The sequence below is a fragment of the Desulfosediminicola sp. genome (assembly GCF_048381775.1).
GTDB lineage: Bacteria > Desulfobacterota > Desulfobulbia > Desulfobulbales > Desulfocapsaceae > Desulfopila > Desulfopila ganghwensis.
In genome coordinates this window covers 354,869-377,595 of sequence record NZ_JBLXGE010000004.1, presented here as the reverse complement: position 1 = coordinate 377,595, position 22,727 = coordinate 354,869, and the positions used below count along the sequence as shown (strand labels likewise).

Sequence of the window (22,727 nt, the reverse complement as noted above, 5' to 3'; positions counted from 1 at the left end):
CTATGCTGCACCATCCATCCGGAGTTACAGACCAAGGAGAAATTTTGCGACATAGAAGTAAATCAAAACGCCGACGATATCGATTGAGGTTGTCACAAATGGTCCGGTGGCAATGGCTGCGTCAACTTCAAACCTTTTCAGGACCAGCGGAATCAAGGTGCCTATGGTCGCTGCCATGGTCATACAGGAGAAAATGGAAATGCAGACAACAAGACCAAGCATCGGTGAGTCAGCAAAACCGAGAAATGCGACCACCCCGATAAAAAGACCATAAATAACACCGAGGATCATACCAACCCGCATTTCTTTCATCACCAGGTGGAGAAAGTCATTCAGGTTAACACGACCGGTGGCAATACCTCTTACTACGATAGTAGACGATTGAGTGGCGATATTTCCACCCATACCCATAACTATGGGAATGAACGATGCCAATGCCAACACTTTACTCAGCTCTTCTTCGAATGCCCCGATGATGATCATCGCCATTACCCCGCCGATCCAGGAGGCAAAGAGCCAGGGTGCACGAAGCATGGCGTTATCTTTAGTCGATTTGAGAAGAATCTCACGATCCTTACCGGCACCGGCCATCTGCAGGAATTCTTCTGTGGCTTCCTCGCGGATTACGTCAATGATATCGTCTACGGTTACAATACCGACCAGATTGTAATTTGAATCAACTACCGGTACAGCCAAGATATTATATTGGGAAACAACGTGGGCAACCTCTCCCTGATCGGTGTCTGTGGTTACCGATATCACATTGGGATTCATGATGTTTCTCAACTGCCTGTGCGGTGGATGCATGAGCAGCTCACGCAGGGAAACAACTCCGGCAAGCTTATCCTCTCCGTGGGTGATGTAGAGGTAAAACACCATCTCCTTTTCTTCGCTGCGCTTTTGAATCGAGGCAATTGCTTCACCAGCGCTCAACTCCTCATCAAGACACATGAAGTCAGTAGACATGAGTCCGCCGGCAGTTTCAGGGTGATACTGCAGCAGCTCTTCAACTTCTTCCCTGTCCTTCTTGGCCATGTGCTCACGAATGTCTTCCGCGACTTCGTCGGGCACAATTTCCAGCAGATCCACCGCGTCATCAGAAGGCATACTGGAAATAATATCAGCCATAAACTGAGGTGTGAGTTCCTGCACCAGGTCTACAACAAGGGCTGTATCAAGCTCACTGAGGAACTCTCCCACGGACTCTGTCTGGGCGACTATGTTAAATACCTTAGTTCGCTCCTCGTCGTTTAAATGACGAAAAACCCATGCCATATCTGCGGGATGGGTTTTTGCAATGAGCCTCATCAGGTTGTCAGTGGCTCCTCTACGGCTCAATCTGCGAACCATATCGAGGATAACCTGTCCCTCATTGCCAATAAGTTCTCGTCTGCTTTTATCTTCCATATCTGCTACCGACATTCAGTGGAAGGAATCAAATCCTGCCTTGTTTTTCGATGAATACGAGGTATATTTCATCAACCCTGCATGTTATAACCAACCTGCACATTTGGTCAATTCATTTTAGCGATTTCATTATTCTATAACATATCCAGTTTTATCCAAATTTTCTGGTCATGCATAATACTCAAACACCTTCACAAGAAGAGTTGCATACTCGCTTCTCCGAAGCTTGCCAACTCCATCAGCAAGGCGATCTGGATGAGGCCAAAAGCATCTATTCAGAACTACTTGAATACATTCAGGCTCCATTACTTTATTACAATCTTGGCCTGGTCCATCACGCAGAGCAGGATTTCGAAATCGCTGTGAAATGCTTTGAAACAGCAGCCGAAGCGATGCCAGAAGACCCCGATTGCCTGTTTAATCTAGCTCTCTGCCTTAAAGAGTGCGACAGATTAGAGGATTCTGTAATAATTTACAATAAGGTTGTTTCGCTTGAACCGGAAAATAGTGACGCATATTACAACCTGGCATCGTCCCATCGGGAACTGAAGCAGTATGACCTGGCAATAAAGGCCTATCTTCGTGTGCTTGAGATAACCCCGAACCATAAGTCAACCATAAACAATCTGGCTTACGTATGCCAACTCAGCGGCAATATCGAGGCTGCCGTTACGTTTTACAAGCGCCTTCTGGAGCTTGACCCTGAACATGAAGCTGCCCGCCATATGCTCGCGGCTGTTACCGGAACTACTCCCGACAACTCACCGGAGAGCTACGTGAGGGACGTCTTTGACAACTATTCAGAGCGGTATGAAGAAAGCCTTACCAAAGAGCTGAAATATAATGTACCACAGAAACTTCGTGATGCACTCTCTGCTCTTGACGATGCTCCAATGAGGTTTTTGCGTGGATTTGATCTTGGTTGTGGAACAGGCCTTGGTGCCGAACCATTTGCTGAACTTGTGCAGACCATCGACGGTGTCGATCTCTCTCCCAAGATGATAGACATTGCCTCCCAAAAAGGAATATATTCCGGTCTCTTTACCAATAACATCTGTGACGCGCTACGCTCAGCCACGGCCGAGTATGATTTTCTGCTGGCAACAGATGTTTTCGCCTATGTAGGTGACTTGAGTGAACTGTTTGAACTGGCCAGTACGTGTTCCGGCCCAAATTGCTACTTCCTTTTTTCAACCGAGAGCACACAAACGGATAATTTTATTCTTCAGCCCACAGGAAGATTTGCCCACTCAGTCGAATATGTTCGTACCATTTGCGGGCGGCAAGGCTGGGAGTTGTGCCTTACCAAAGAAACTCACCTGAGGATGGATAAAGGCAAATGGATAAACGGGAACATCTGGATACTGAAAAAAAAGAACGTAATCGAATAATTCTGTTATCTTTATCAGCTCTATTTTCAAAACAAAATCCTCAGCGCTAGCTGAAAATTGGTGTTTTCTGGGCAACGAAGCAGATCAACAGGCCAATACCCATGGCGATGATACCAAACATTCTCAACTGAGACGGTTCTATGGTGCTGAGCTTTTCCAGCCACTCCCGCATCGCCTCAGGGGCCGCAACATATGGCAAACCTTCGAGAATCAACACCATGCCAATAAGTAATACAAAAAGTTTCATAGCCAGCTACCTATCAGAGTAATACAAAATGTTCAACAGTGAGCCGAAATCTGATTTCGTTCGACAAGCATACTCTCATCAAGGGGTGTTATTCAATTGCTTTTTCCAGAGCGAATGAATACAATTTAGCGATCTCGCGAAACAAATTCATATATCCATTCGATTTCAACACATTTTCACAATCTTATAACAATTATGACTGAATCCAACACGTCCAGATACAGTGAGGCAGGGGTAGATATTGAGAAAGGGAATACCTTTGTCAAAGAAATTAAAGATATCGTTGCCTCTACCCATCGCCCAGGTGTACTCAATGACATCGGCGGTTTTTCCTCACTTATCGCTATAGACACCAACAAGTATGATAAGCCTGTCCTGGTCAACTCCACCGATGGTGTAGGCACCAAACTGGCTGTTGCCCATATGTGCGGCAAACATGACACCATTGGCATTGATCTGGTGGCTATGTGCGTCAACGACATCATCGTCGGCGGGGCGACCCCACTCAGTTTTCTCGATTACTTCGCAGTGGGCAAATTGGATCTTGCTATTGCAACCGAAGTTGTTAAAGGGATTGCCGAAGGTTGCCGACAGGCCAAATGTTCTCTGGTCGGTGGTGAGACTGCAGAAATGCCAGGACTTTACACCAACAAAGACTATGATCTCGCTGGATTTGTAACCGGTATCGTTGAACGCGACGCGATAATCGATGGTTCCGATATCAGGGTTGGCAACAAGATTATCGGTCTTGCCTCCAGCGGTCTCCACTCAAATGGTTACTCGCTGGTCCGTAAAATCTGCTTTGAAGAACAGGGATTGAAGGTTGATCAGTTCATAGATGAACTCGGTTGTGAGTTGGGAGATGAGTTGCTGCGACCTACCAGGATTTACGTTCAATCTATCCTCAACATGCTGAAGAATTACAAAATCAACGGCATGATCCACAACACCGGTGGTGGCTTCATCGATAATATTCCCCGGGTACTGCCCAAGGGCTACAAGGCGATCATTGACACCAACAGCTGGGAGAGGCCTCCTATCTTCCCATTCCTGGCGGAGAAAGGCAATGTGCCGGCCGAAGAGATGTACCGTACCTTCAACATGGGTATCGGCCTTATGGCAATAGTAGACGACTCACTTGCCAACGATATTGTGCATCACTTTTCCGCGCTCGGTGAAAAACCGTTTATTATCGGTGAGGTGGCAACTCTTGCCGAAGGTGACCAGGAAGTCGAACTGATCTTTTAATCCTGCCTGCACCGACCAACAAAAAAGCCCTTCCGATTGTTACATCGAAAGGGCTTTTTTTCTGCTTTCTCTCTTTCCCTCAGCTCTTACATTTTTTCGGCAAAATACCCGTGAGATATTCTGGCTGATAAGCTATGACGGCGTAATTCCGCAATCCCCCTCATCACCTCGTATCTTTTCAAGGGCATGGGGTAAAATGGGGAGAATAGTCTCCAGATTTTCCCGAACAGCTTTCAAACTACCGGGAAGATTGACGATAAGAGTCGTGCCTCTTATGCCTACCTTCCCCCTTGAAAGAGCGGCGTGAGGGGTTTTCTTCAAGCTCTCAAGCCGCATATATTCCGCTATTCCCGGCACCTCTTTTTCAATAACCTGCAACATTGCTTCGGGGGTTACATCTGTCGGCGCAACCCCGGTGCCACCGGTAGTAACCAGCAGAGCCACACGCTGCGTATCTGCAATCTTCTTCAGGGTATCTACAATGACAGGTATCGAATCAGGGATCATTGCATAGTCTTCGAACGTGTAGCCCTCTTCCAGGAGAGTCTCCTTGATGTGGCTTCCGCTCGTGTCTACCCGTTCTCCCCTTGAACCTTTATCACTCATAGTGACCACTGCGAAAGTGAATTCACCTTTATCAACACCTGCCATTGTACTGTACCTCTTATTCGTCTACCGAACGCTTAGCGACAATCTTTTCTGCAATCTGTGCAGGAACTTCTTCATAATGGGAAAATTCCATGGTAAACGAGCCAAGGCCACCCGTCATGGAAACCAGATCAGTGGCATATGCCAACACCTCTGACTGTGGTACCTGGGCATTAATTATCTCAGCCTTACCGTCTGAATCCATACCCATAACCTTGCCTCGTCTCGAGTTAAGATCACCCATGATATCACCGACGTGATCCTTACCCACCCGGATAACCATATTCACGTATGGCTCAAGCAATACCAGTCCTGCTTCCTGGGCACCTTTCTTGAACGCCAGAGAACCGGCAATTTTAAACGCCATCTCTGAAGAGTCAACGTTATGGAAAGAGCCATCAACCAGCACGATTTTTACGTCGATAACAGGGTAGCCGGCAAGAACACCACGCTCCATGGCCTCCTGGATACCTTTATCAACTGCAGGACGATACTGCTGTGGGATTACACCACCGACAATTTTGTCCTCAAATTCGTAATGCTTGCCAGGATTTGGTGAGATTTCGATCCAACAGTCACCATACTGACCACGACCGCCAGACTGCTTCTTGTGTTTACCCTGGACACGTGCAGAACCACGAATGGTTTCCATGTATGGAACAGTCGGCGTAGAAAGTTCCATCTCCACGCCAAATTTACGTTTGATCCTGGAACCTACCACCTCAAGATGGGTCTGCCCCATACCCGAGATCAAAGTCTGCTTCGTCTGCTGCTGCCTGGTCATCTGCAGGGTGAGGTCTTCATCCAGCATCTTGGTGATGGAACTGAACAGCTTTTCTTCATCACCTTTCTTGGCACTGACCGCAAACGAGATAACCGGTTTCAGCGCTTCCTGGGCCTCTAGAATTATAGGCGAGGCGGAATCACAAAGCGTGTCACCGGTAACAGTCTCCTTGAGTTTCGCCACGGCGATAATCATACCGGGCTCTGCACTTTCAACCGGTTTCTGCTCCTTGCCTTCCAGCACGTACAACTGGCCAAAGCGTTCACTCACATCCTTAGTGGAATTGTAAAACGTATCGCCAGACAACACACCTGAGAAAACCCTGAATATTGTCAACCTGCCCGCATACGGATCCGCCATGGTCTTGAAAACCAGCGCAGAGAACGGTTCGTCAACGGAAGCTTTACGCTCAATGGGGTTACCATCTTTATCTTCGCCGACAAGTGCAGGACGATCGACGGGAGATGGCAGATAATTGTTAACAAAATCAAGTACTGCAGAAGTACCGAAGTTTTTCGTGGCCGAACAGACACAGACAGGTGCAATCTCACAACTGGCAACACCAATCCGAAGACCATTTAAGATATCCTCTTCAGTGAGCTCCCCCTCTTCCAGAAACTTCTCCAGTAGATCATCGTCTACCTCAGCCACACTCTCCATCAGCGATTCACGATACTCTTCAAGCTGCCCCTGAAGGTCGGCGGGTACTTCAGTCTCTGTCATAGTGCCTTTGTCACCATTAAAGAGATATGCCTTTCCGGCTATGACATCAACCACACCTTTAAAATCCTGTTCCGCACCTATCGGCATATGCAGCACAGCCGGGGTAAACGGCAGGGACTTGCGAATTTCATCGATGGTCTTGGTAAAATTTGCTCGTTCCCGGTCCATTTTGTTGACCGCGATAATTGCAGGTAACTTCTTATCTTTTACTATATCGGCAAACTTGATTGTCTGCCCTTTAACGCCTAGTACCGCGCCAATGGTAAATACAACACCATCGCAAACGCTTGCGGCAAAAAGGGTCTCGTTTATAAAATTATCATCACCAGGAGTGTCTGTTAAATAGACCTGGTGTTTATTCCAGCTATAGTTGTGAAAACTTGAGTTGATAGAAATATTTCTGTTTATTTCCTCATCCTCGTAATCAAGTGCGGAAGAGCCCTCATCAACCTTCCCCAAACGATTGATCTTGCCTGCGGTAAACAACATTGCTTCTGCAAGAGAAGTCTTACCACAATTGCCATGACCAATTAATGCGATATTCCTGACCTTGTTTGTGTCCTGCATATCTATCTCCTTAAAAATCGAAGGTTATTCAATGCTCTCACGTAAACAAACATAGCTAAAGCTAGCAGCATTTTTTTGACACTGATAGCGCTAAAACATCAAATCATATATTCAATTAATACCAGCAAAGTCAAGAGTGTTTGACTCCCTATTGGTGATTGAAAGGAAATTAAGTTTCATTAGAAATCGTTTATCTCTTCAAGACACCTAATAGGTAGCAAAAATGCAGAAGACGAGGTATCTTCCTAGCGGGAAAAATTTTGTCACGATTTTCTTAAGGTTATCTTCATTGAAAAAATCATCAGCCAACAGCAGCACCATAGCCCGCTCCGCAGGCGTGATCGGTATTGCAGTTATGTGCAGCAGGCTGCTTGGCCTCGTCCGGGAACAGGTCTTTGCAGGCATGTTCGGCGCAGGAACCGCCTACGATGCCTTCGTCGTTGCCTTTCGCATTCCTAACCTCCTGCGAGATCTTTTTGCCGAAGGTGCCTTATCTGCGGCGTTCGTAACTGTCTTTTCCGATTACAATACAAACAGGAGCAAAGAAGAGACCTGGCAGCTTGCTGCCAACGTACTCACTTTTTTTGCCATCGCCCTCAGTATTATCTCCCTGCTTGGTATCTGGCTGGCAGAACCGATTGTTTTACTCATGGCACATGAGTATTCCGCGGTGGAAGGCAAAATAGCCCTCACCACCGGTCTTACCCAGATAATGATGCCATTTCTGATATTTATCTCCCTTGCCGCCGTGGCCATGGGAATATTAAATTCCAAGGGCCGTTTCTTCATACCGGCCATGGCATCAACCTTCTTCAATCTCGGGTCCATAGTGGGCGGTGTCGGCCTGGCATTGATTCTGCCTGAATACGGATACCCTGCGATCACCGGCATGGCAGTCGGCACTCTGATTGGCGGCTTCCTGCAACTTGCCATCCAGCTTCCGTCCCTGAAAAAGATTGGGTTTTCCTTCAGGCCCCGGCTCAATATCTCCGATCCCGGCCTGAGGCGTATTCTTAAACTGATGGTGCCGGCAACCGTAGGTCTCTCTGCGGTGCAGATAAATATCTTCATCAACACCAAGTTTGCTTCTTCCTGTGTTGAAGGCTCGGTATCCTGGCTGAGTTATGCATTCAGGCTCGTGCAACTTCCCATTGGTGTTTTTGGCGTCACTTTCTCAATCGCCATGATGCCGGTACTTGCAAGGCATGCTGCTGAAAAGAACATCCCGGAGATGCGAACCACTCTTGTCTCTTCTCTGGTGATGGTACTGGCCCTGACCGTTCCCGCCACAGCTGGTCTGATTCTACTCTCAGAACCAATTGTCCGCCTCATCTTTGAACGCTACGCATTCTCGGCGGCTGATACCCTGGCGACCTCTCAGGCTCTTGCACTCTATGCGGTGGGACTCTTTGCCTACTCTTCCAACAAAGTGCTTGTTCCGGCCTTTTATGCCCTCGATAAGCCGAAATTTCCGGTTATAGCCAGTTTTATCGCTATCGGTACGAATCTGATTTTTATCAACCTGACCATAGATAAATATCAGCACCTGGCAATTGCACTCTCTACCTCAGTGACAATGCTGCTGAACTTTACCTTCCTGATGGTGGTGCTTTATTTAAAAATGGATGGGCTGCCGTTGAAATATCTGGTGACCGGCAGCTTAAAGATTATCGCTTCGACTGTTGCAATGTGCGCGGTGGTCTACTATGGCAAAGATATGCTCCTGGCATACCTGCACGGCAGTACAATTCAGCAGTTGCTTTCCCTTTCCGGCATAATAGTTTCAGCAGCGTTGCTTTATGGAATACTGCTCAATGCCATGAAACTTTCTGAACTTTCCAACGTGGTATCCAAATTTATCGAAAAGTTCAGACGAAAGTCAAAGGCTTAAATATTGGAGGAAATCATCGGTTATGATTCTTCCTTATCGGTCTTGTCAGACTCCAGCTCATCGATACGCTTCTTGAGTTCAGCGATCTCTTCCTGAAGGTTTTCAATCTCCTTCATGCTGACCAGATTCATACCCTCCATGGCACTTTCAACCATTTCACCAACCTGCTTGGTGAGTTGTTGCTGCGATTCCTTCGAACGTTCCAGCAATTCATCCACCAGCTTTTCACCTTCCTGCCGGCTTAATTTTCCCTGTTCGACAAAAACCTTCGCAACATCCTCAACCTTCTCCTTGGTCAAAGCTGCAAATCCGACACCCGTAAACATTGCTTTTTTAATCAGATCAATCATATATGGCTCCTTAGTTCTGTAACTCCGATGGATCAGTGCGAGCAAAGAACTGCTCTGCTGACTCTACAGCTTCATCCATACTGTTACTATTCTGTACCGCACTCGCCAGATGATGCCCAAAGGTAAATGCCCTTGCGTAATACTGGGTAAATTGCTTCATCCGCCCCAATCTTCTCTCAACCGCAAATCGATCATTTAACAGATCAATAAAACGGAAGAAAAGTTCCTGGCGCGTGGCAAAACCTGAAATATCAGTTCTGCCATATATTTCCCGGGCAATATCCGCGAAAAGCCATGGCCGCTCCATACCGCCCCGGCCTATCATCAGTCCATCAGCACCGGACTGCTCAAGGCACCTCCCGGCATCACTGACTGTAAATATACCACCATTTGCAATTACCGGTATCGATAGTTCTTTTTTTACATAGCCAATCCAGTCCCAGCGGGGTGGACGGCAGAATTTTTCCCCGTGAAGCCTGCCATGCACTGTTATGAAATCTATTCCTTCGCCCTCAAGCATTTTACAAAAATCGATGAGCTTATTCCTGTCCAACTCTCTTCCCAGACGGATTTTGGCACTCACCGGTAATTCTGTAGCTCTCCTCAAGGCACCGAAAATTCGCTGGACGGTCTTTCCATCCTCAGCCAGAAATCCACCTGCGCCTCGTCTTCTCAGCTGAGGGGCCGGACAGCCAAGGTTCACATCAACCCCATCGGCTCCGATTGTCTCGAGTTTTTCTACTGCGAGTTGCACCGGCTCCTCAGTGGCGAGAAAAATCTGGTAAATCAGCGGGGATTCAATCGCTGAACGAACCAGCATTGGTGAGTGGTTGACACTGTCATGGGGCAATCTTTTTGCCGCCATCATTTCTGTAAACAGCAGTCCTACCCCACCCTGCTCAACCAGTAATGAACGAATGGCCGAGTGTGACAGGCCCACCATCGGCGCCAGAGCGACGGGTGTGTTGACAGTTATGGAGCGAATTTTCAATGGTGCCGATTGTACTTCTCTGTTCATGCAAAAACCTGGGTTGTTCAGACAGTGTCCTGGACAATCAATTCATAAATTTTCGGATCAATAGGCTCAAGCATTCGTACATGAACTCTATATTTGCCGGGGACTTCCACATTGCGTTCAAAAGCGACAAATTTTCCGTTGAGTTCGGCTCGCTGCTTATCCCGTGACTTGAAGATAATCTGCATTTGCCTGCCAAGCAGGCGGCGAACGCTTTTGGTGTTTTCGATGCCTATTTCATAACAGACACCGCCATAGGAAATATTATGCATCAAGCCCCTGAGTGATCTCTGTCCGACGACACCATACATGTCCAATATTTTTGTTTCAATGCTCTTGTTCACTTTTCTTCTGGCTTGGTTTCGGCGATCAATTCCGGACATTTTCAGCAATTCCGGAATGTCAATCTGGCCATCACAATATTTCTCAAGTATCTGATAGGTTCCCGGATACTCATTTTCTAAACCCGCAAGTAAATCCGTGGCAAGGGAATAGACCAGAACACTCCCCTGCGCCTTGAACGTGACGGTGGATAACGAAACATCAAAAATGGTTTCAGCCCCTAATATTGTGCCCTCTCTGATTTTTTTCAGGAATGTCTCTTCTGACCCGGAACCACAATGCAGCAAAACCGTGCCAGAAACCAAAAAGTAGAGATTATCGTTTTCCTCGCGCTGGGCAATGATGGTTTCGCCATCCCCATAACGCTCGACAACAGCCAGGCCAAATATCTTTTCAAAAACCTGAGGTCCAACCAGAGATCGAAAATCTTTCCAAAGCAGCATGTTATTATCAGACAAGCCTGTCTGCTGCTGCTTCACCAGCAACTCTTCTACTTCGAGTAAAGTGTCGATCGCACCGGGATCTATCTTTAAAATCAGATCACGCAAAACCTCCGCAGCAGCCAGTTTCCCTGATTGTATATACTCATTAATCTTCTTTTTGAGTATATTCAGTGCCTCATCAATCTTCCCCTGAGCAGCAAGTTCCTCAACCTCATACCGAACCTCTGCTGTAAGTTCCCTTGCCTGCCGAAGTTGAACCGGATCATCATAGAACTCAACGTTCTGGTCATCTACAACCCGATGTTCAGCCCTCCGAATGCCAAGTTCCAACCTGCTAATCGATGCTTCCGTCAATCCAATGAGTACGCTATCCGTATCAAATTGCAAACCGCTTCGGAGAGCTTTTAAAGTTGAAAGATTCTCAAGCCGGACTTCCTGCCCCAAGGCTACAACCAGGGAGTGAACAACAGGTTTACAGGTAATACGCATGCCGTCAGTATAGTCTGCCAGCATTTTTAAAAACCGTTCATTTATCTCTTTATCACTTAGCTGTGATAATTTTTTTATCACCAAAACTTTCATTTCGTCTGCCACAACATCCAGTGCCTCCAACAACCGTGGCACAAGGTGCAACCCGTTCCTGATTATGCCGCGAACCATTTCATGCTGTACCTCTGTTGCAGGGTGCGCCAGACAGGCAACCAATCTCGGATATACAGATGCCCTGTTCATCCTGCTGAGAATTCTGACCATATCGCATGTCTGCTGAACTGACATCCGTCCAGTCTCATAAAGTCGCTCGATCTCCACAACAACTAATTCGTCCCCCTTAGATAACAGGTCAATAAGCGACTCTCTTTCCTGTTCCTGCAGTTCCGGCAACATATCCATTGAGATAGAAACCAAACCCTTTCCCATTCCCAAAAGTATCTTTGCCATATCCCCGGCAACCGGTGACTCTTCGGTACAAGAGTCCAGAAAAACTTTAAGCAGCCGCTGGACCATTTCCCGGTCGGTTATTTTTTCCAGTATTCTGGCTGCTAATCGAACAATAAGGTGAGATTTATCAGTTTTGCCTCTTGAAATATCTGCTACACACCCGACCATCGCTTTTGCCTGAATCCAGTTCTCTGAGTTCAGAAGTTTTCTAAGAAGTTGCCCCATCTGGAGTGCGACTATCTCTGCTCCGGGCAAAAGTTCCGTCTCTGTCTCCAGCCAGGTAGTAAATATCTCACTGATTCTTGTAAGCTGTTCAACTGAACCCCTTTCAACTATGGTGGATGCTGCAATTGATAAGAGTGCAATACTCCGCTCTCGAAGAATCACATCACCAGACAGGACTGCTGCTTCAAACACATTCAGCAGTGAATTCATTTCCGTACCAGATCCGCTCTCCCCAAGCCCTTGTATGTAGCCTGGCAGGAAGACCAGCAACTCGCTATTATCAAGATGCTCAATCTTGCCACGTCCCAGTTCAGCTAACCCGTGCGCAACACGTTTCTGGGCTCGTTCTTTTTCAGCACCGTTCAATAGGTTCTGGATTTTTTGCTGAACGTCCGACTGTTGACCTTTACTCATAACCACCTTGATGCGAGGTATTCATTTGGATAGCGGTATACGCCTCTATTGCCCGACCTATCTTTGTTTCAGCAGCAATAGCTTTGATACGACAGACACCCACCCGGATAATTGTCAGGAATAATTCATACAAATTTCTAACAGCTCAGTGCTCACTTCAAACTTTCGTTTTTTCTATTGTCTGATTACCAGCTGCTTTTCAGATATTTTATATAGCTTGTTAAGTCCAAGTTATATTTCATCATTATTTAAGAGAATTGTAAACAGCAATCGATAATGGTTCGTCGACCAACATAATCGGCGGGTCTGAAATGGATCAGAGGTATCGTTCGGCCTTCCATACCGCCGGGCCTCGAGTCTGGAAGCCAGCATACACATTTCTTGTTGCTGAGCAGATGCGGCAAGCCTGATGCTGATCTCTTGTTTATATTCTCATTTGCAGGGAAAAGGCATGAAGCTGAGGTTAAGCTTTGGCGGGTTTGCAAAATTAGAAATTTCGCTATTCTTCTTGAACTTTGCAGCAATATATCCTAGAGTCGGCACGTTTGAACCAATTGAGAATCAGGCTGATCTTGATACTGTTATAGATTCTTCACATATCAAATTTCGCACAAACTTCATAACTATGCACACAGACAACCGTCGAATCGTCATTACAGGTGTAGGCCTTGCCGCACCGAATGCCTCGAATTTACAGGAATACAGAGAAAAACTACTGAAAGGCGAGAGCGAAATTTCTGAAATTGATCTTCGTTATTTCGGTAAGGCGCCCGCTGGTATCTGCTCATTCCCTGAAACCAAATACCGCAAAAAGAAAGAAAACAAAAAGGGTACACGTGCAGGTTGTATTGGAGTCTACTGTGCTCATGAAGCACTCGCCAGCGCTAACCTTGATATCAACGAGTATGATGTTTCAAAAGTAGGAGTATATATCGGCCTCACCGAACACGGCACCGTGGAAACTGAAAATGAGGTATATAATATCAGCCAGTATGGCCACGACACCGCATACTGGACTCATCATCACAATCCACGTACCGTCCTGAACAACCCTGCCGGTGAAATCACCTTGAGTCTTGGCATCACCGGACCTCACTATTCCATCGGTGCAGCCTGCGCTGCCGGAAACGCTTCGATTATTCAGGCCGTACAGATGATGAGGCTTGGCGAGGTTGACATGGCCCTTGCAGGTGGCATCTCCGAGTCAACCGGGTCTTTCGGAATTTTTGCCAGCTTTGCGGCCCAGAACGCTTTGGGGGCGGATGAAGACCCTAAACGCGCCTCTAAACCTTTTGATAAAAACAGAAATGGCATTGTTATTTCAGAAGGCGGCTGCATTTATGTTTTGGAATATCTGGAAAAGGCTATTGAGCGTGGTGCTAAAATTTATGGAGAGGTTGTTGGTTACGCAATGAACTCCGATGCTCGCGATTTTGTTCTGCCTTATGGTAAACGTCAGGCAGAATGTATGCGGCTGGCACTTGAGCGGGCAGGCCTCAAACCAGAAGAGATCGACCTGATCAACACCCATGCCACCGGTACCAAGCAGGGTGATATTGAAGAGTGCAAAGCAGTTCGGGAAGTGTTTGAGCACAGCAGCACAACCTATGTAAACAACACCAAATCGATCATCGGGCACGCCATGGGTGCCGCTGGTGTTCTCGAGTTGGCCGGCAACCTGCCAAGTTTTGAAGATAACATGATTCATCCGACCATTAATGTTGAGGAACTCGACCCTGAGTGTGCCATTGACAATCTGGTTATAAACGAAGCTGTCAAGGCGGATTCGATCAAGGTTATCCTTAACAACTCTTTTGGCATGCTAGGTATCAACTCCACCGTTATTGTTAAAAAGTACGAAAAATCATAGAAAAACGCTGGTATTTCTTAAGAAACCAAAATTTTCTTAAAAAGAACCTTCATCTGTGGTATAAATGAAACTTTTTGGCCCAGAGAATGAAAAACCTTAGCCTGCAGGCGAAGGTGTTACTACGTATATCGCTATAACGAAGAATTTGGAGAAACCAATGACCAGTGACGAAATTAAAGATCTTATCCTGGAAATCATAGAAGATATTGATGATGAAGCTGACTTTGACAGTCTGAACCCTGACGAGCCGCTTCGTGATCAGCTTGATCTCGATTCAATGGATTTCCTCGACATCGTCATGGAACTCAGAAAGCGTCACCAGCTGCAGATCCCTGAGGAAGACTACCCACAGCTTGCTACCCTCAACAGCTGTGTAAAATACCTGGAACCTCTTCTTAAAGACGCCTAATCGGTGAAAGCTTCCTGTATTGTTATCGGCGGCGGCCTCTCAGGGCTTGCCGCCGCTATTCGTTTAGCCCGTTTTATCCCCGATGTACTCCTGCTCGAGCAACATACCCGTCTCGGTGGATTGAATTCCTATTACTATCGCAACAAAACTCTCTTTGAGACTGGTTTGCACGCCATCACCAACTATGCAGAAAAAGGTGATAAAAGAGCCCCACTCAACAGGCTTTTGCGACAGCTTAAACTCGGTCGGGGCACCTTCGATTTCCAACAACAGAAATGCAGTGAAGTCGTCTTCAAAAACCAGGCATCATTACGGTTTTCCAACGACTTTGAGATACTGAAAAGTGAGATAGCTGCAACGTTTCCGAAATCTATTGACGGCTTTGCCTCCCTCATCACTTTTTTAGATGAGTTCGATCCTTTTCAGCCTGCTCCATTTCAGTCTGCAAAAGTCTTTCTCAATGAGCGTATCCATGATCCACTGTTGGTAGACATGCTGCTCTGCCCATTGATGTATTATGGATCGAGTGTCGAGAATGACATGGATCTCTCCCAGTTTGCCATTATGTTCCAGGCAATTTTCCGGGAAGGTTTTTTCCGTCCCGGGGGAACTATTAAAGATTTCCTCTCCATTCTCACAGACCACCTTACTTCACTGGGCGGTACTGTCAGAAAGGGTGCCAGGGTAAAGCGACTAATTCACTCGGGCAACAAAGTTTCCGGAGTCGAACTTGCTTCAGGAGAAACTCTTGAGTGCAGCCATATCCTGTCTACCATAGGTAGCTCTGAAACAATGGAGATTCTCGGTAAACACGACCGTGATGAACAGGCCTGTCGTCTCGGCTTCGTTGAGTCGATCTTCCAGATGCCTGCAACCTCCATTGAGACCCTGCCCCAGGATAAAACCGTAATTTTCTTTTCCGACAAAGCGGACTTTCGCTACCAACAACCGAAAACCCATGTCGATTTTAGTAGCGGTGTTATCTGTATGCCCTATAATTTTCACAATGTGGAGACAGGGAATCATATTGAAGTGCGGTCAACCCACCTCGCTTCATGGCAGCAATGGTCACAGGCAAGGCAGGATATGCAACGCTATGAGGAGCTGAAACGCGATCTGCGGGCGCAATCCCTTGCGGTAATCGAACAGTATGTAGGCAACTTCGCTGATGACATTATCTACGAAGATACCTTCACGCCGATCACCATAGAACGCTACACCTCGAAAAAACATGGCGCCATTTACGGCTGTCCCACCAAAATCAAGGATGGAGATATCGGTTTTGAGAACCTTTTTCTGGCAGGTACTGACCAGGGTTTTCTCGGCATTGTTGGTTCAATGCTCAGCGGTGTCTCCATCGTAAATCAGCACATACTCCCCAAATACTAATCTCGGTCACAGACCGGATTCACCTCGGGAACCATACATAGATCAGAATTATGCCTGTATCGTTTAAAGAATCCAAAGACCATTATGATGTCATCGTCATTGGCTCCGGCCTTGGCGGTCTTACTACCGCCAATCGGCTTGCCTATTGCGGTCACTCTGTTCTTCTGCTGGAGCATCATCATCGCCTCGGCGGTCTGGCCACCTGGTTTAAGCGCAAAGGCCACATCTTTGACATCTCCCTCCACGGTTTTCCTTACGGAATGATTAAGACCTGTAAGAAATACTGGAACAAGGAGATAATGAAGTCCATTGTGCAACTGAAAAATATCGTTTTTGATAACCCTCAGTTCAACCTTCGCACAACTTTCGACAAGGATGATTTCACCTCTCTTTTAAATAACCATTTCAAAATCCCTCTCTCTACGGTGAACAACTTCTTTTCAACCGTGGCCGGGATGAACTTCTATGATGATCAGTCCATGACCACCAGAGAGCTCTTTGAGCAGTTCTTTCCTGGTCGTACAGATGTTCATCGTCTACTCATGGAGCCGATCACCTACGCCAACGGTTCAACCCTGGACGATCCTGCGATCACTTACGGTATCGTTTTCTCTAACTTCATGAACCGTGGTGTTTTCACTTTTGAAGGCGGGACAGACAAACTCATCCAGATGATGTCTGACGAGCTGGAAAAAAACGGTGTCACCATCTGCACCAACACCAAAGTCGACAATATCATAGTAGAAAATGGCAAAGTACGGGGTATCTCCGCGAAAGGCAGGACTATCACCGCAGGTGCAGTCGTCTCCAACAGCGGTATAACCAATACCATCCACAATCTCACTGACCGCTCGTGTTTTACCGATGAATTCCTGCAGAAAGCAGATGCAATTCGAGTAAACAACTCAAGCTGCCAGGTATATATGGGGATACGTGAGGACGAAAGGATCAAAGACGTCGGTGATCTGCTCTTTACCTCAACAGCACCGGAGTTTGACTCAAGTGAGCTGCTCGACGTCAATACCCGCTCAAAAACATTTTCCCTGTATTACCCGAAGACCAGGCCTGGCCATGACCGCTACACCATCGTCGCCTCCATGAATGGCCGCTACGAAGACTGGAAAAATATGTCTGATGAGCAATACGAACAGGAAAAAGAGCTCATGATCAACAGGGCGGTCGATGATCTCGAGCGCTACCTGCCTGGAATCGGTGGCAAAATCGACTGGCTTGAAGCGGCCACCCCGCTCACATTCAACAAGTATACCTTGCATACCCAGGGCACATCCTTCGGAACTAAATTTGAGGGTCTTGATATCTCGCGATCCATATTCAAAGAAGTTTCCGGACTCTTCCATGTCGGCTCGGTGGGCATCATTATGTCTGGATGGCTTGGTGCAATCAACTACGGTGTCATCGTTTCCAACGATGTCGATGCCTATGTAAGAAGCCTCTAACCGGTATACTCATACGAAAAGGATAAAATATGCAGGATTTTTCAGATCAGAACGTCATCGTTACCGGAGCGACCCGGGGCATCGGCAAAGCTATCACCGAGGCATTCCTGGCGCGAGGTGGGAACGTTTTCGGTATTTATGGCGGTAACACCCAGGCTGCAGATGCATTTGCCAGGGAATGCGAACAGCTGAAAGGTACTCTTGAGCTCTTCCAGTGCGACATCTCCAGCCCGGAGCAGGTGGATGGTTTCTACTCCCAGATCGAAAATCGTATTTCCTCTCTGGATGTGCTGATCAACAACGCCGGTATCCGCCGTGACGCTGTGATGGCAATGATGAAGACTGAAGACTGGAGCAAGGTTATCGATATCAACCTGAACGGTACCTATTTGATGTCCAAGCCCGCCGTCTTGCTGATGATGCGTAACAAGTTCGGCAGAATCATAAATATCACTTCGCCGGTATCGCATCTTGGTTTTGCCGGCCAAACAAACTATGCAGCTTCAAAAGCAGGCCAGATCGGCCTGACCCGTTCACTCGCCAAAGAAACCGCGAAAAAGAAAATCACCGTAAATTGCGTTTCTCCGGGCTTCATCGCCACTGACTTCATTGATGACCTCCCCCCCCAACAGCTCGCGGAATATAAAAAGATGGTGCCCATGAAGCGGTTTGGAACTCCAGAAGAAGTTGCAGACGCTGTACTATTTCTCGCTTCTAAAAAAGCCTCGTACATAACCGGTTCGGTCCTCGAAATTAACGGAGGACTCTAATGGCCGCATCCCAGGAAATACTCGACCGTATCCCCCATCGTCCACCTTTTCTCTGGGTCGACTCCATTGTGGAACGTAACCAGGACAGCATCGTCACCAGTACCACAATCCCGGAAAACCTGGATGTATTCACCGGTCACTACCCAGGCAACCCGATTATGCCCGGAGTTCTGCTGTGTGAAGCTATTTTTCAGTCCGGAGCCCTGCTTATGACCTATATGCTTGAATCCGGAGAGCTGAAAGCAGAAGGCGATGTCCCCGTCCTTACACGAATTGAAGGAGCGAAATTCAAGCGGCTTGTTGGTCCCGGTGATGTAATTGAGATCACGGTCAAACACAAGGAGACCCTCTCCTCTGTGAGTTTTATGAAAGGATCTTTGAGGGTTAACGGAAAAGTTGCTGTCCAGGTCGATTTTTCCTGCGCTCTTACCACTCGCCAGGAAATCTAATAATTCAAATTATTTCCATAACAAGCCCTTCCACAGCCGGTCCTCACCCGTTTTGTTCTTGATTTCAACAGGTCTGCAGAGGAAAACTGCCCTGTTGAAGTTTTGCTGAAAACAGGTACAATGTCAAACCTGTTGGACCATGCTTTTTATGAATACGCATCAATATCGGTTGTCGGTAATGTGCGCAAATCGTATATATTTTTCAAAGGGTAACTTAGAGTGCAGCTGTCTATCACCGATATGATTTTGCATGCAGGACCAATTGGTCAGCTCGTTATGCTGACTCTCCTGCTCTTTTCCATTGGCTCATGGGCCATAGTCTTCATGAAGCTGAAATTGTTTCGTCGCGTACGATTTGACAGTGAGGACTTTCTTGAGACCTTCTGGTCATCGAGCAACCTGAGCGAAGCACATAAATCAGCAGGGAACTTCCAATACAGCCCGGAAGCAGCAGTGTTCACCGCCGGATACAATGAGTTGCAAAAGATTAATAAAATTCGCAACCATAAAGAAGGGCAGGAGAACAATGATTCGCTGGATATGCAACTGGCAACAATGGATAATCTCAAACGCGCAATGAGAAAAGCACACTACCAGCACCTCAACCGCCTGGGGGCTTCTCTGCCATTTCTGGCGACTACCGGTAGTGCCACTCCCTTTATAGGTCTGTTCGGCACCGTATGGGGTATCATGGTCTCTTTTCATGATATCGGTGCCCGTGGTTCCGCTTCTCTTACAGTTGTTGCGCCAGGTATTTCTGAGGCACTGGTAGCCACTGCAGCAGGTCTCGCAGCCGCAATCCCGGCCGTTATCGCCTATAACCACTTTTCAAACAAACTTGATGGCGTAGACAGTGATGTAGAGCACTTCACCACTGACTTTCTCAATTTGGTTGAACGCGATCTGATCAGCCGTGTACGAAACTAATAGAGGTCAAAGATACAATGGGCCCATTACGCAGTAACGGCAAAAAACGACTCGTTTCCGAAATCAACGTCACACCACTGGTGGATGTCATGCTGGTTCTGCTGATCATTTTTATGGTCACAGCTCCCATGATGACACAGGGACTCGACGTTGATTTGCCAGAGACAACCGCTAAATCGCTTCGACAGGAAGAAAACCCTGTAACCATAGGTATTAATAAAGATAACGAGTACAGCCTGAACGGCACAAACTTCCCCCATGCGCTCCTTATTCAAGAACTCAGGAAACTGCCTGAAGAAATGCGTGAGCAGCCGATCTATCTTAGTGCTGACCAGACCGTACCCTATGGGGTGGTTGTCAAACTCATGGCTGACATCAAGGCTGCCGGTTTCGACAAACTCGGCATGATCACAAAACCAGTAGAATCGACAAACTGATCTTGTGCTGCAGGAATTCAAAACATCATACAGTTATTCCGAGGAATGGAAACTGCCTATAAATCTTGCAATCGCATTTCATGTGATTCTTGCAATGGCCGTTTTCTACCTCCCCAATATGTTTGATTCAAAGCCTCGCTTTGAAGACATATACACCGTTAATCTGGTCAATCTGGCCGATATCCCTGATGTTCAGTCTCCCCGGGAACGTGTGCCGGAACCTGAACCGTCTGCCCAGCCCAAAGCAGATGAAAGTGTTTCTGAAAAAGCCGTCTCCATAGCCGAAAAACCGGTTGAGCCGGTTGTTGCCCCACCTGAGCCCCCAAAAGCGATTTCTATCAAGCCTTCAAAAAGAAAGGTCAAAAAGAAGATCGTCGAGGACAAACCTCAACCCCGGGAAACAGAGCTCGATCGCAAGAGACGTGAGCGACTTGCGGAAATGATTCGCGCTGAGCAGGAAGCGGCAGAACAGGCACAGCTTCTGGCTGAAGAGGCCGCTCTTGAGAAAAAGCTGGCAGAAGATGCCCAGAGACGACTTCAGGAAGCTGAAGCGCAAAGGGCCAGGATGAACAACCAACAGCAGCAGAGCGCTCAAAGCAGCAATGCCATGAGAGACTCCAGCAACCTCTCTGCTCTTGAAAAACAATATTTTGTTGCCATAACCAGCAGGCTTCACTCATACTGGAGCGTGCCGGAATATATGTCTGAAGAGCTCAGTGCCACAGTAGTCGTCACCGTAAGCAGCGACGGCAGCATAATGCACTCATTTTTCGAGGTCAGATCCGGCGACCGGATATTTGATAATTTTGTAACCAAGACACTTCAGGACGTCGGGAAACTTCCTCCTATCCCTCCTGCCTTGAATAAGCAACGCATGGAGATAGGCCTGAGATTCAGCCCGACTGGCATCCGCTAATATTCTTGATTTAAAACCACAGGCCCACACATGGTAAAAAGAACATCTATAAACAGGCTATTCACCCTTCTGATGTTATTTGTCTGCGCTGCATTGCTGACACCAGTTCCAGCATCTGCCGAGAGGGTTTACCTCGATATCAGCGCATCAGAAGCCAGGAAAATTCAGTTTGCAGTGCCCTGGTTCACCAATAAGGATAGGCCCACCCAGCCCCAGAATTATGGTCGTGACGTTGCCGATGTCATGGCCAAGGCACTCAAGTTTCATGGTATTATTTCCATTCTGCCGACCCAGGAGTACAGCGGATCTCAGCAGGCCGACTGGCGTTCACTCGGTGTCGATTACGTTGTACTCGGCCAATACGTCAATGATGCCAAGGGCGTAACCTTTGAAATGCGATTGCTCGATGTTGCCGGCAATGAAGTGATCATGGGTAAATCATTTTCAGGCACCCCCCAGCAGCAGGATAAAATGCTCTTTTCCTTCTGTGATTATGTAATCAAGGAACTGACCGGCTCTCCTGGTATCGCGACAACCCAGATCGCTTTCGTGACCCAGTTGCAAAATGCCAAGGAAGTCTATCTGACCGATATTCTCGGAAGAACCATTCGCCAGGTAACCCGGCATAGAAACCTTATTGTTTCTCCTCGTTTCACACCCGACGGCAAAGCTCTCAGTTACACCTCATATCATTCCGGCAACCCGAACCTCTATCTTACTGAGTTAAACCAGAACAAGGTCACCAGGGCCCTTTCCCGCAGGAAAGGCATGAACTTTGCACCAGCCTGGTCGCCAGACGGCAAACGCATGATCTTAACCCTGTCCGTCAACGGCAACCCGGACCTGTTTCTGCTTGACAATAAAGGGAATATAATTGAGCAACTCACCAATCGATCGGGAATAAACGTATCACCAACCTGGTCACCTGACGGCCAACGCATCGCCTTCGTCTCAGACAGGAGCGGCAGGCCGCAACTGTATCTGATGGACCTCAGAACCCGTCGTACCCAGCGCATTACCTTTCAAGGGGCTGAAAACGTTGAACCTTCATGGTCGCCGACTGAAGATCTGATTGTCTATTCAAGTCTCCGTGATGGTGTATATCAACTCTACACAATTGCACCGGACCCGTCCGCAACCGCCACCGCAGTGACCACCGATCTCAGCCATCATGAGACACCTAGCTGGTCACCTGATGGAAATCAGGTAATCTTTTCAAAAAGAGACGGGAAAAACCACCAGATATACGCTATTATGAAAAACGGTTCGTTCCAGAGACGACTTTTCTCGTTTCCAGGTAGTCACACCTACCCACAGTGGTCGAAATATTAAAACTTTGACTTTCAATAAATTACCATTCATGCAGATGATAAAAACTATTCGCAACATACTCTTTGTAAGTGCACTTTCTCCTTTACTGATACAGTGCGCCTCTCAGGATGAGGTTAGAAGACTTCAATACCAGCTGC

Annotated in this window: 20 protein-coding genes; 13 read left to right on the top strand and 7 right to left on the bottom strand. The window is 47.2% G+C overall.

Annotated features, from left to right (window positions below; translation table 11 throughout):
• Window positions 1–24: 24 nt before the first annotated feature.
• On the bottom strand, window positions 25–1,407 hold the full coding sequence (gene mgtE, locus ACN5NT_RS09270) for a magnesium transporter (RefSeq protein ID WP_136795812.1): 1,383 nt from the start codon (window positions 1,405–1,407) through the stop codon (window positions 25–27).
• Window positions 1,408–1,577: 170 nt separating this feature from the next.
• On the opposite strand from mgtE, the gene ACN5NT_RS09265 reads away from it, so the two are divergent.
• On the top strand, window positions 1,578–2,798 hold the full coding sequence (locus tag ACN5NT_RS09265; RefSeq protein ID WP_419175238.1) for a tetratricopeptide repeat protein: 1,221 nt from the start codon (window positions 1,578–1,580) through the stop codon (window positions 2,796–2,798).
• Window positions 2,799–2,844: 46 nt separating this feature from the next.
• Here the strand turns inward: ACN5NT_RS09265 and ACN5NT_RS09260 are convergent, their stop codons facing one another.
• The gene (locus tag ACN5NT_RS09260) at window positions 2,845–3,045 is read right to left on the bottom strand and encodes a DUF2065 domain-containing protein (protein ID WP_167495653.1); all 201 of its coding nucleotides are present in this window, start codon (window positions 3,043–3,045) and stop codon (window positions 2,845–2,847) included.
• A 195-nt stretch (window positions 3,046–3,240) separates the two neighbouring features.
• Here ACN5NT_RS09260 and purM point away from each other — a divergent pair, with 195 nt between their 5' ends.
• Window positions 3,241–4,293, top strand: a complete 1,053-nt coding sequence (gene purM, locus ACN5NT_RS09255; RefSeq protein WP_136795815.1) for a phosphoribosylformylglycinamidine cyclo-ligase — start codon at window positions 3,241–3,243, stop codon at window positions 4,291–4,293.
• Between the two features lie 132 nt (window positions 4,294–4,425).
• Here purM and ACN5NT_RS09250 read toward each other — a convergent pair whose 3' ends face one another.
• Entirely contained in the window at window positions 4,426–4,944 is a 519-nt protein-coding gene (locus ACN5NT_RS09250; protein ID WP_419175237.1) for a MogA/MoaB family molybdenum cofactor biosynthesis protein, read from the bottom strand.
• Window positions 4,945–4,957: 13 nt separating this feature from the next.
• Complete coding sequence (gene fusA / locus ACN5NT_RS09245; protein WP_136795817.1) at window positions 4,958–7,015, bottom strand: elongation factor G; 2,058 nt, start codon at window positions 7,013–7,015, stop codon at window positions 4,958–4,960.
• Between the two features lie 289 nt (window positions 7,016–7,304).
• Here fusA and murJ point away from each other — a divergent pair, with 289 nt between their 5' ends.
• Window positions 7,305–8,906, top strand: a complete 1,602-nt coding sequence (gene murJ / locus ACN5NT_RS09240) for a murein biosynthesis integral membrane protein MurJ (RefSeq protein ID WP_419175236.1) — start codon at window positions 7,305–7,307, stop codon at window positions 8,904–8,906.
• A gap of 20 nt (window positions 8,907–8,926) precedes the next feature.
• Here the strand turns inward: murJ and ACN5NT_RS09235 are convergent, their stop codons facing one another.
• The 3 genes from ACN5NT_RS09235 to ACN5NT_RS09225 are packed head-to-tail and all read right to left on the bottom strand — an operon-like array spanning window position 8,927 to window position 12,634.
• Complete coding sequence (locus ACN5NT_RS09235; RefSeq protein ID WP_136795819.1) at window positions 8,927–9,256, bottom strand: phasin family protein; 330 nt, start codon at window positions 9,254–9,256, stop codon at window positions 8,927–8,929.
• Window positions 9,257–9,266: 10 nt separating this feature from the next.
• The gene (locus ACN5NT_RS09230; RefSeq protein ID WP_419175235.1) at window positions 9,267–10,274 is read right to left on the bottom strand and encodes a tRNA dihydrouridine synthase; all 1,008 of its coding nucleotides are present in this window, start codon (window positions 10,272–10,274) and stop codon (window positions 9,267–9,269) included.
• A gap of 17 nt (window positions 10,275–10,291) precedes the next feature.
• Window positions 10,292–12,634: a cyclic nucleotide-binding domain-containing protein gene (locus ACN5NT_RS09225; RefSeq protein WP_419175234.1), complete on the bottom strand. Its 2,343-nt coding sequence runs from the start codon at window positions 12,632–12,634 to the stop codon at window positions 10,292–10,294.
• Window positions 12,635–13,259: 625 nt separating this feature from the next.
• Here ACN5NT_RS09225 and ACN5NT_RS09220 point away from each other — a divergent pair.
• The 10 genes from ACN5NT_RS09220 to tolB all read left to right on the top strand — a co-directional run bounded on the left by ACN5NT_RS09220 (window position 13,260) and on the right by tolB (window position 22,590).
• Window positions 13,260–14,504: a beta-ketoacyl-[acyl-carrier-protein] synthase family protein gene (locus tag ACN5NT_RS09220; RefSeq protein WP_419175260.1), complete on the top strand. Its 1,245-nt coding sequence runs from the start codon at window positions 13,260–13,262 to the stop codon at window positions 14,502–14,504.
• Between the two features lie 157 nt (window positions 14,505–14,661).
• Entirely contained in the window at window positions 14,662–14,913 is a 252-nt protein-coding gene (locus tag ACN5NT_RS09215) for an acyl carrier protein (RefSeq protein WP_136795822.1), read from the top strand.
• A gap of 3 nt (window positions 14,914–14,916) precedes the next feature.
• Window positions 14,917–16,302 carry a phytoene desaturase family protein gene (locus tag ACN5NT_RS09210; RefSeq protein ID WP_419175233.1) on the top strand — a complete coding sequence of 462 codons (1,386 nt, stop codon included), beginning with the start codon at window positions 14,917–14,919 and terminating at the stop codon, window positions 16,300–16,302.
• A gap of 50 nt (window positions 16,303–16,352) precedes the next feature.
• Complete coding sequence (locus ACN5NT_RS09205) at window positions 16,353–17,759, top strand: phytoene desaturase family protein (RefSeq protein ID WP_136795824.1); 1,407 nt, start codon at window positions 16,353–16,355, stop codon at window positions 17,757–17,759.
• A gap of 29 nt (window positions 17,760–17,788) precedes the next feature.
• Window positions 17,789–18,529, top strand: a complete 741-nt coding sequence (locus ACN5NT_RS09200; protein ID WP_419175232.1) for an SDR family oxidoreductase — start codon at window positions 17,789–17,791, stop codon at window positions 18,527–18,529.
• Window positions 18,529–18,978 (top strand): 3-hydroxyacyl-ACP dehydratase FabZ family protein, encoded by a 450-nt coding sequence (locus ACN5NT_RS09195; protein ID WP_136795826.1) that lies wholly within the window; start codon window positions 18,529–18,531, stop codon window positions 18,976–18,978. The genes ACN5NT_RS09200 and ACN5NT_RS09195 overlap by 1 nt, the downstream gene beginning before the upstream one ends.
• Window positions 18,979–19,197: 219 nt before the next feature.
• Entirely contained in the window at window positions 19,198–19,905 is a 708-nt protein-coding gene (gene tolQ / locus ACN5NT_RS09190) for a protein TolQ (protein ID WP_136795827.1), read from the top strand.
• A 17-nt stretch (window positions 19,906–19,922) separates the two neighbouring features.
• Complete coding sequence (gene tolR / locus ACN5NT_RS09185; protein WP_136795828.1) at window positions 19,923–20,342, top strand: protein TolR; 420 nt, start codon at window positions 19,923–19,925, stop codon at window positions 20,340–20,342.
• A 94-nt stretch (window positions 20,343–20,436) separates the two neighbouring features.
• The gene (locus ACN5NT_RS09180) at window positions 20,437–21,258 is read left to right on the top strand and encodes an energy transducer TonB (RefSeq protein ID WP_419175231.1); all 822 of its coding nucleotides are present in this window, start codon (window positions 20,437–20,439) and stop codon (window positions 21,256–21,258) included.
• A 30-nt stretch (window positions 21,259–21,288) separates the two neighbouring features.
• The gene (gene tolB / locus ACN5NT_RS09175; RefSeq protein WP_419175230.1) at window positions 21,289–22,590 is read left to right on the top strand and encodes a Tol-Pal system beta propeller repeat protein TolB; all 1,302 of its coding nucleotides are present in this window, start codon (window positions 21,289–21,291) and stop codon (window positions 22,588–22,590) included.
• Window positions 22,591–22,727: the final 137 nt, after the last annotated feature.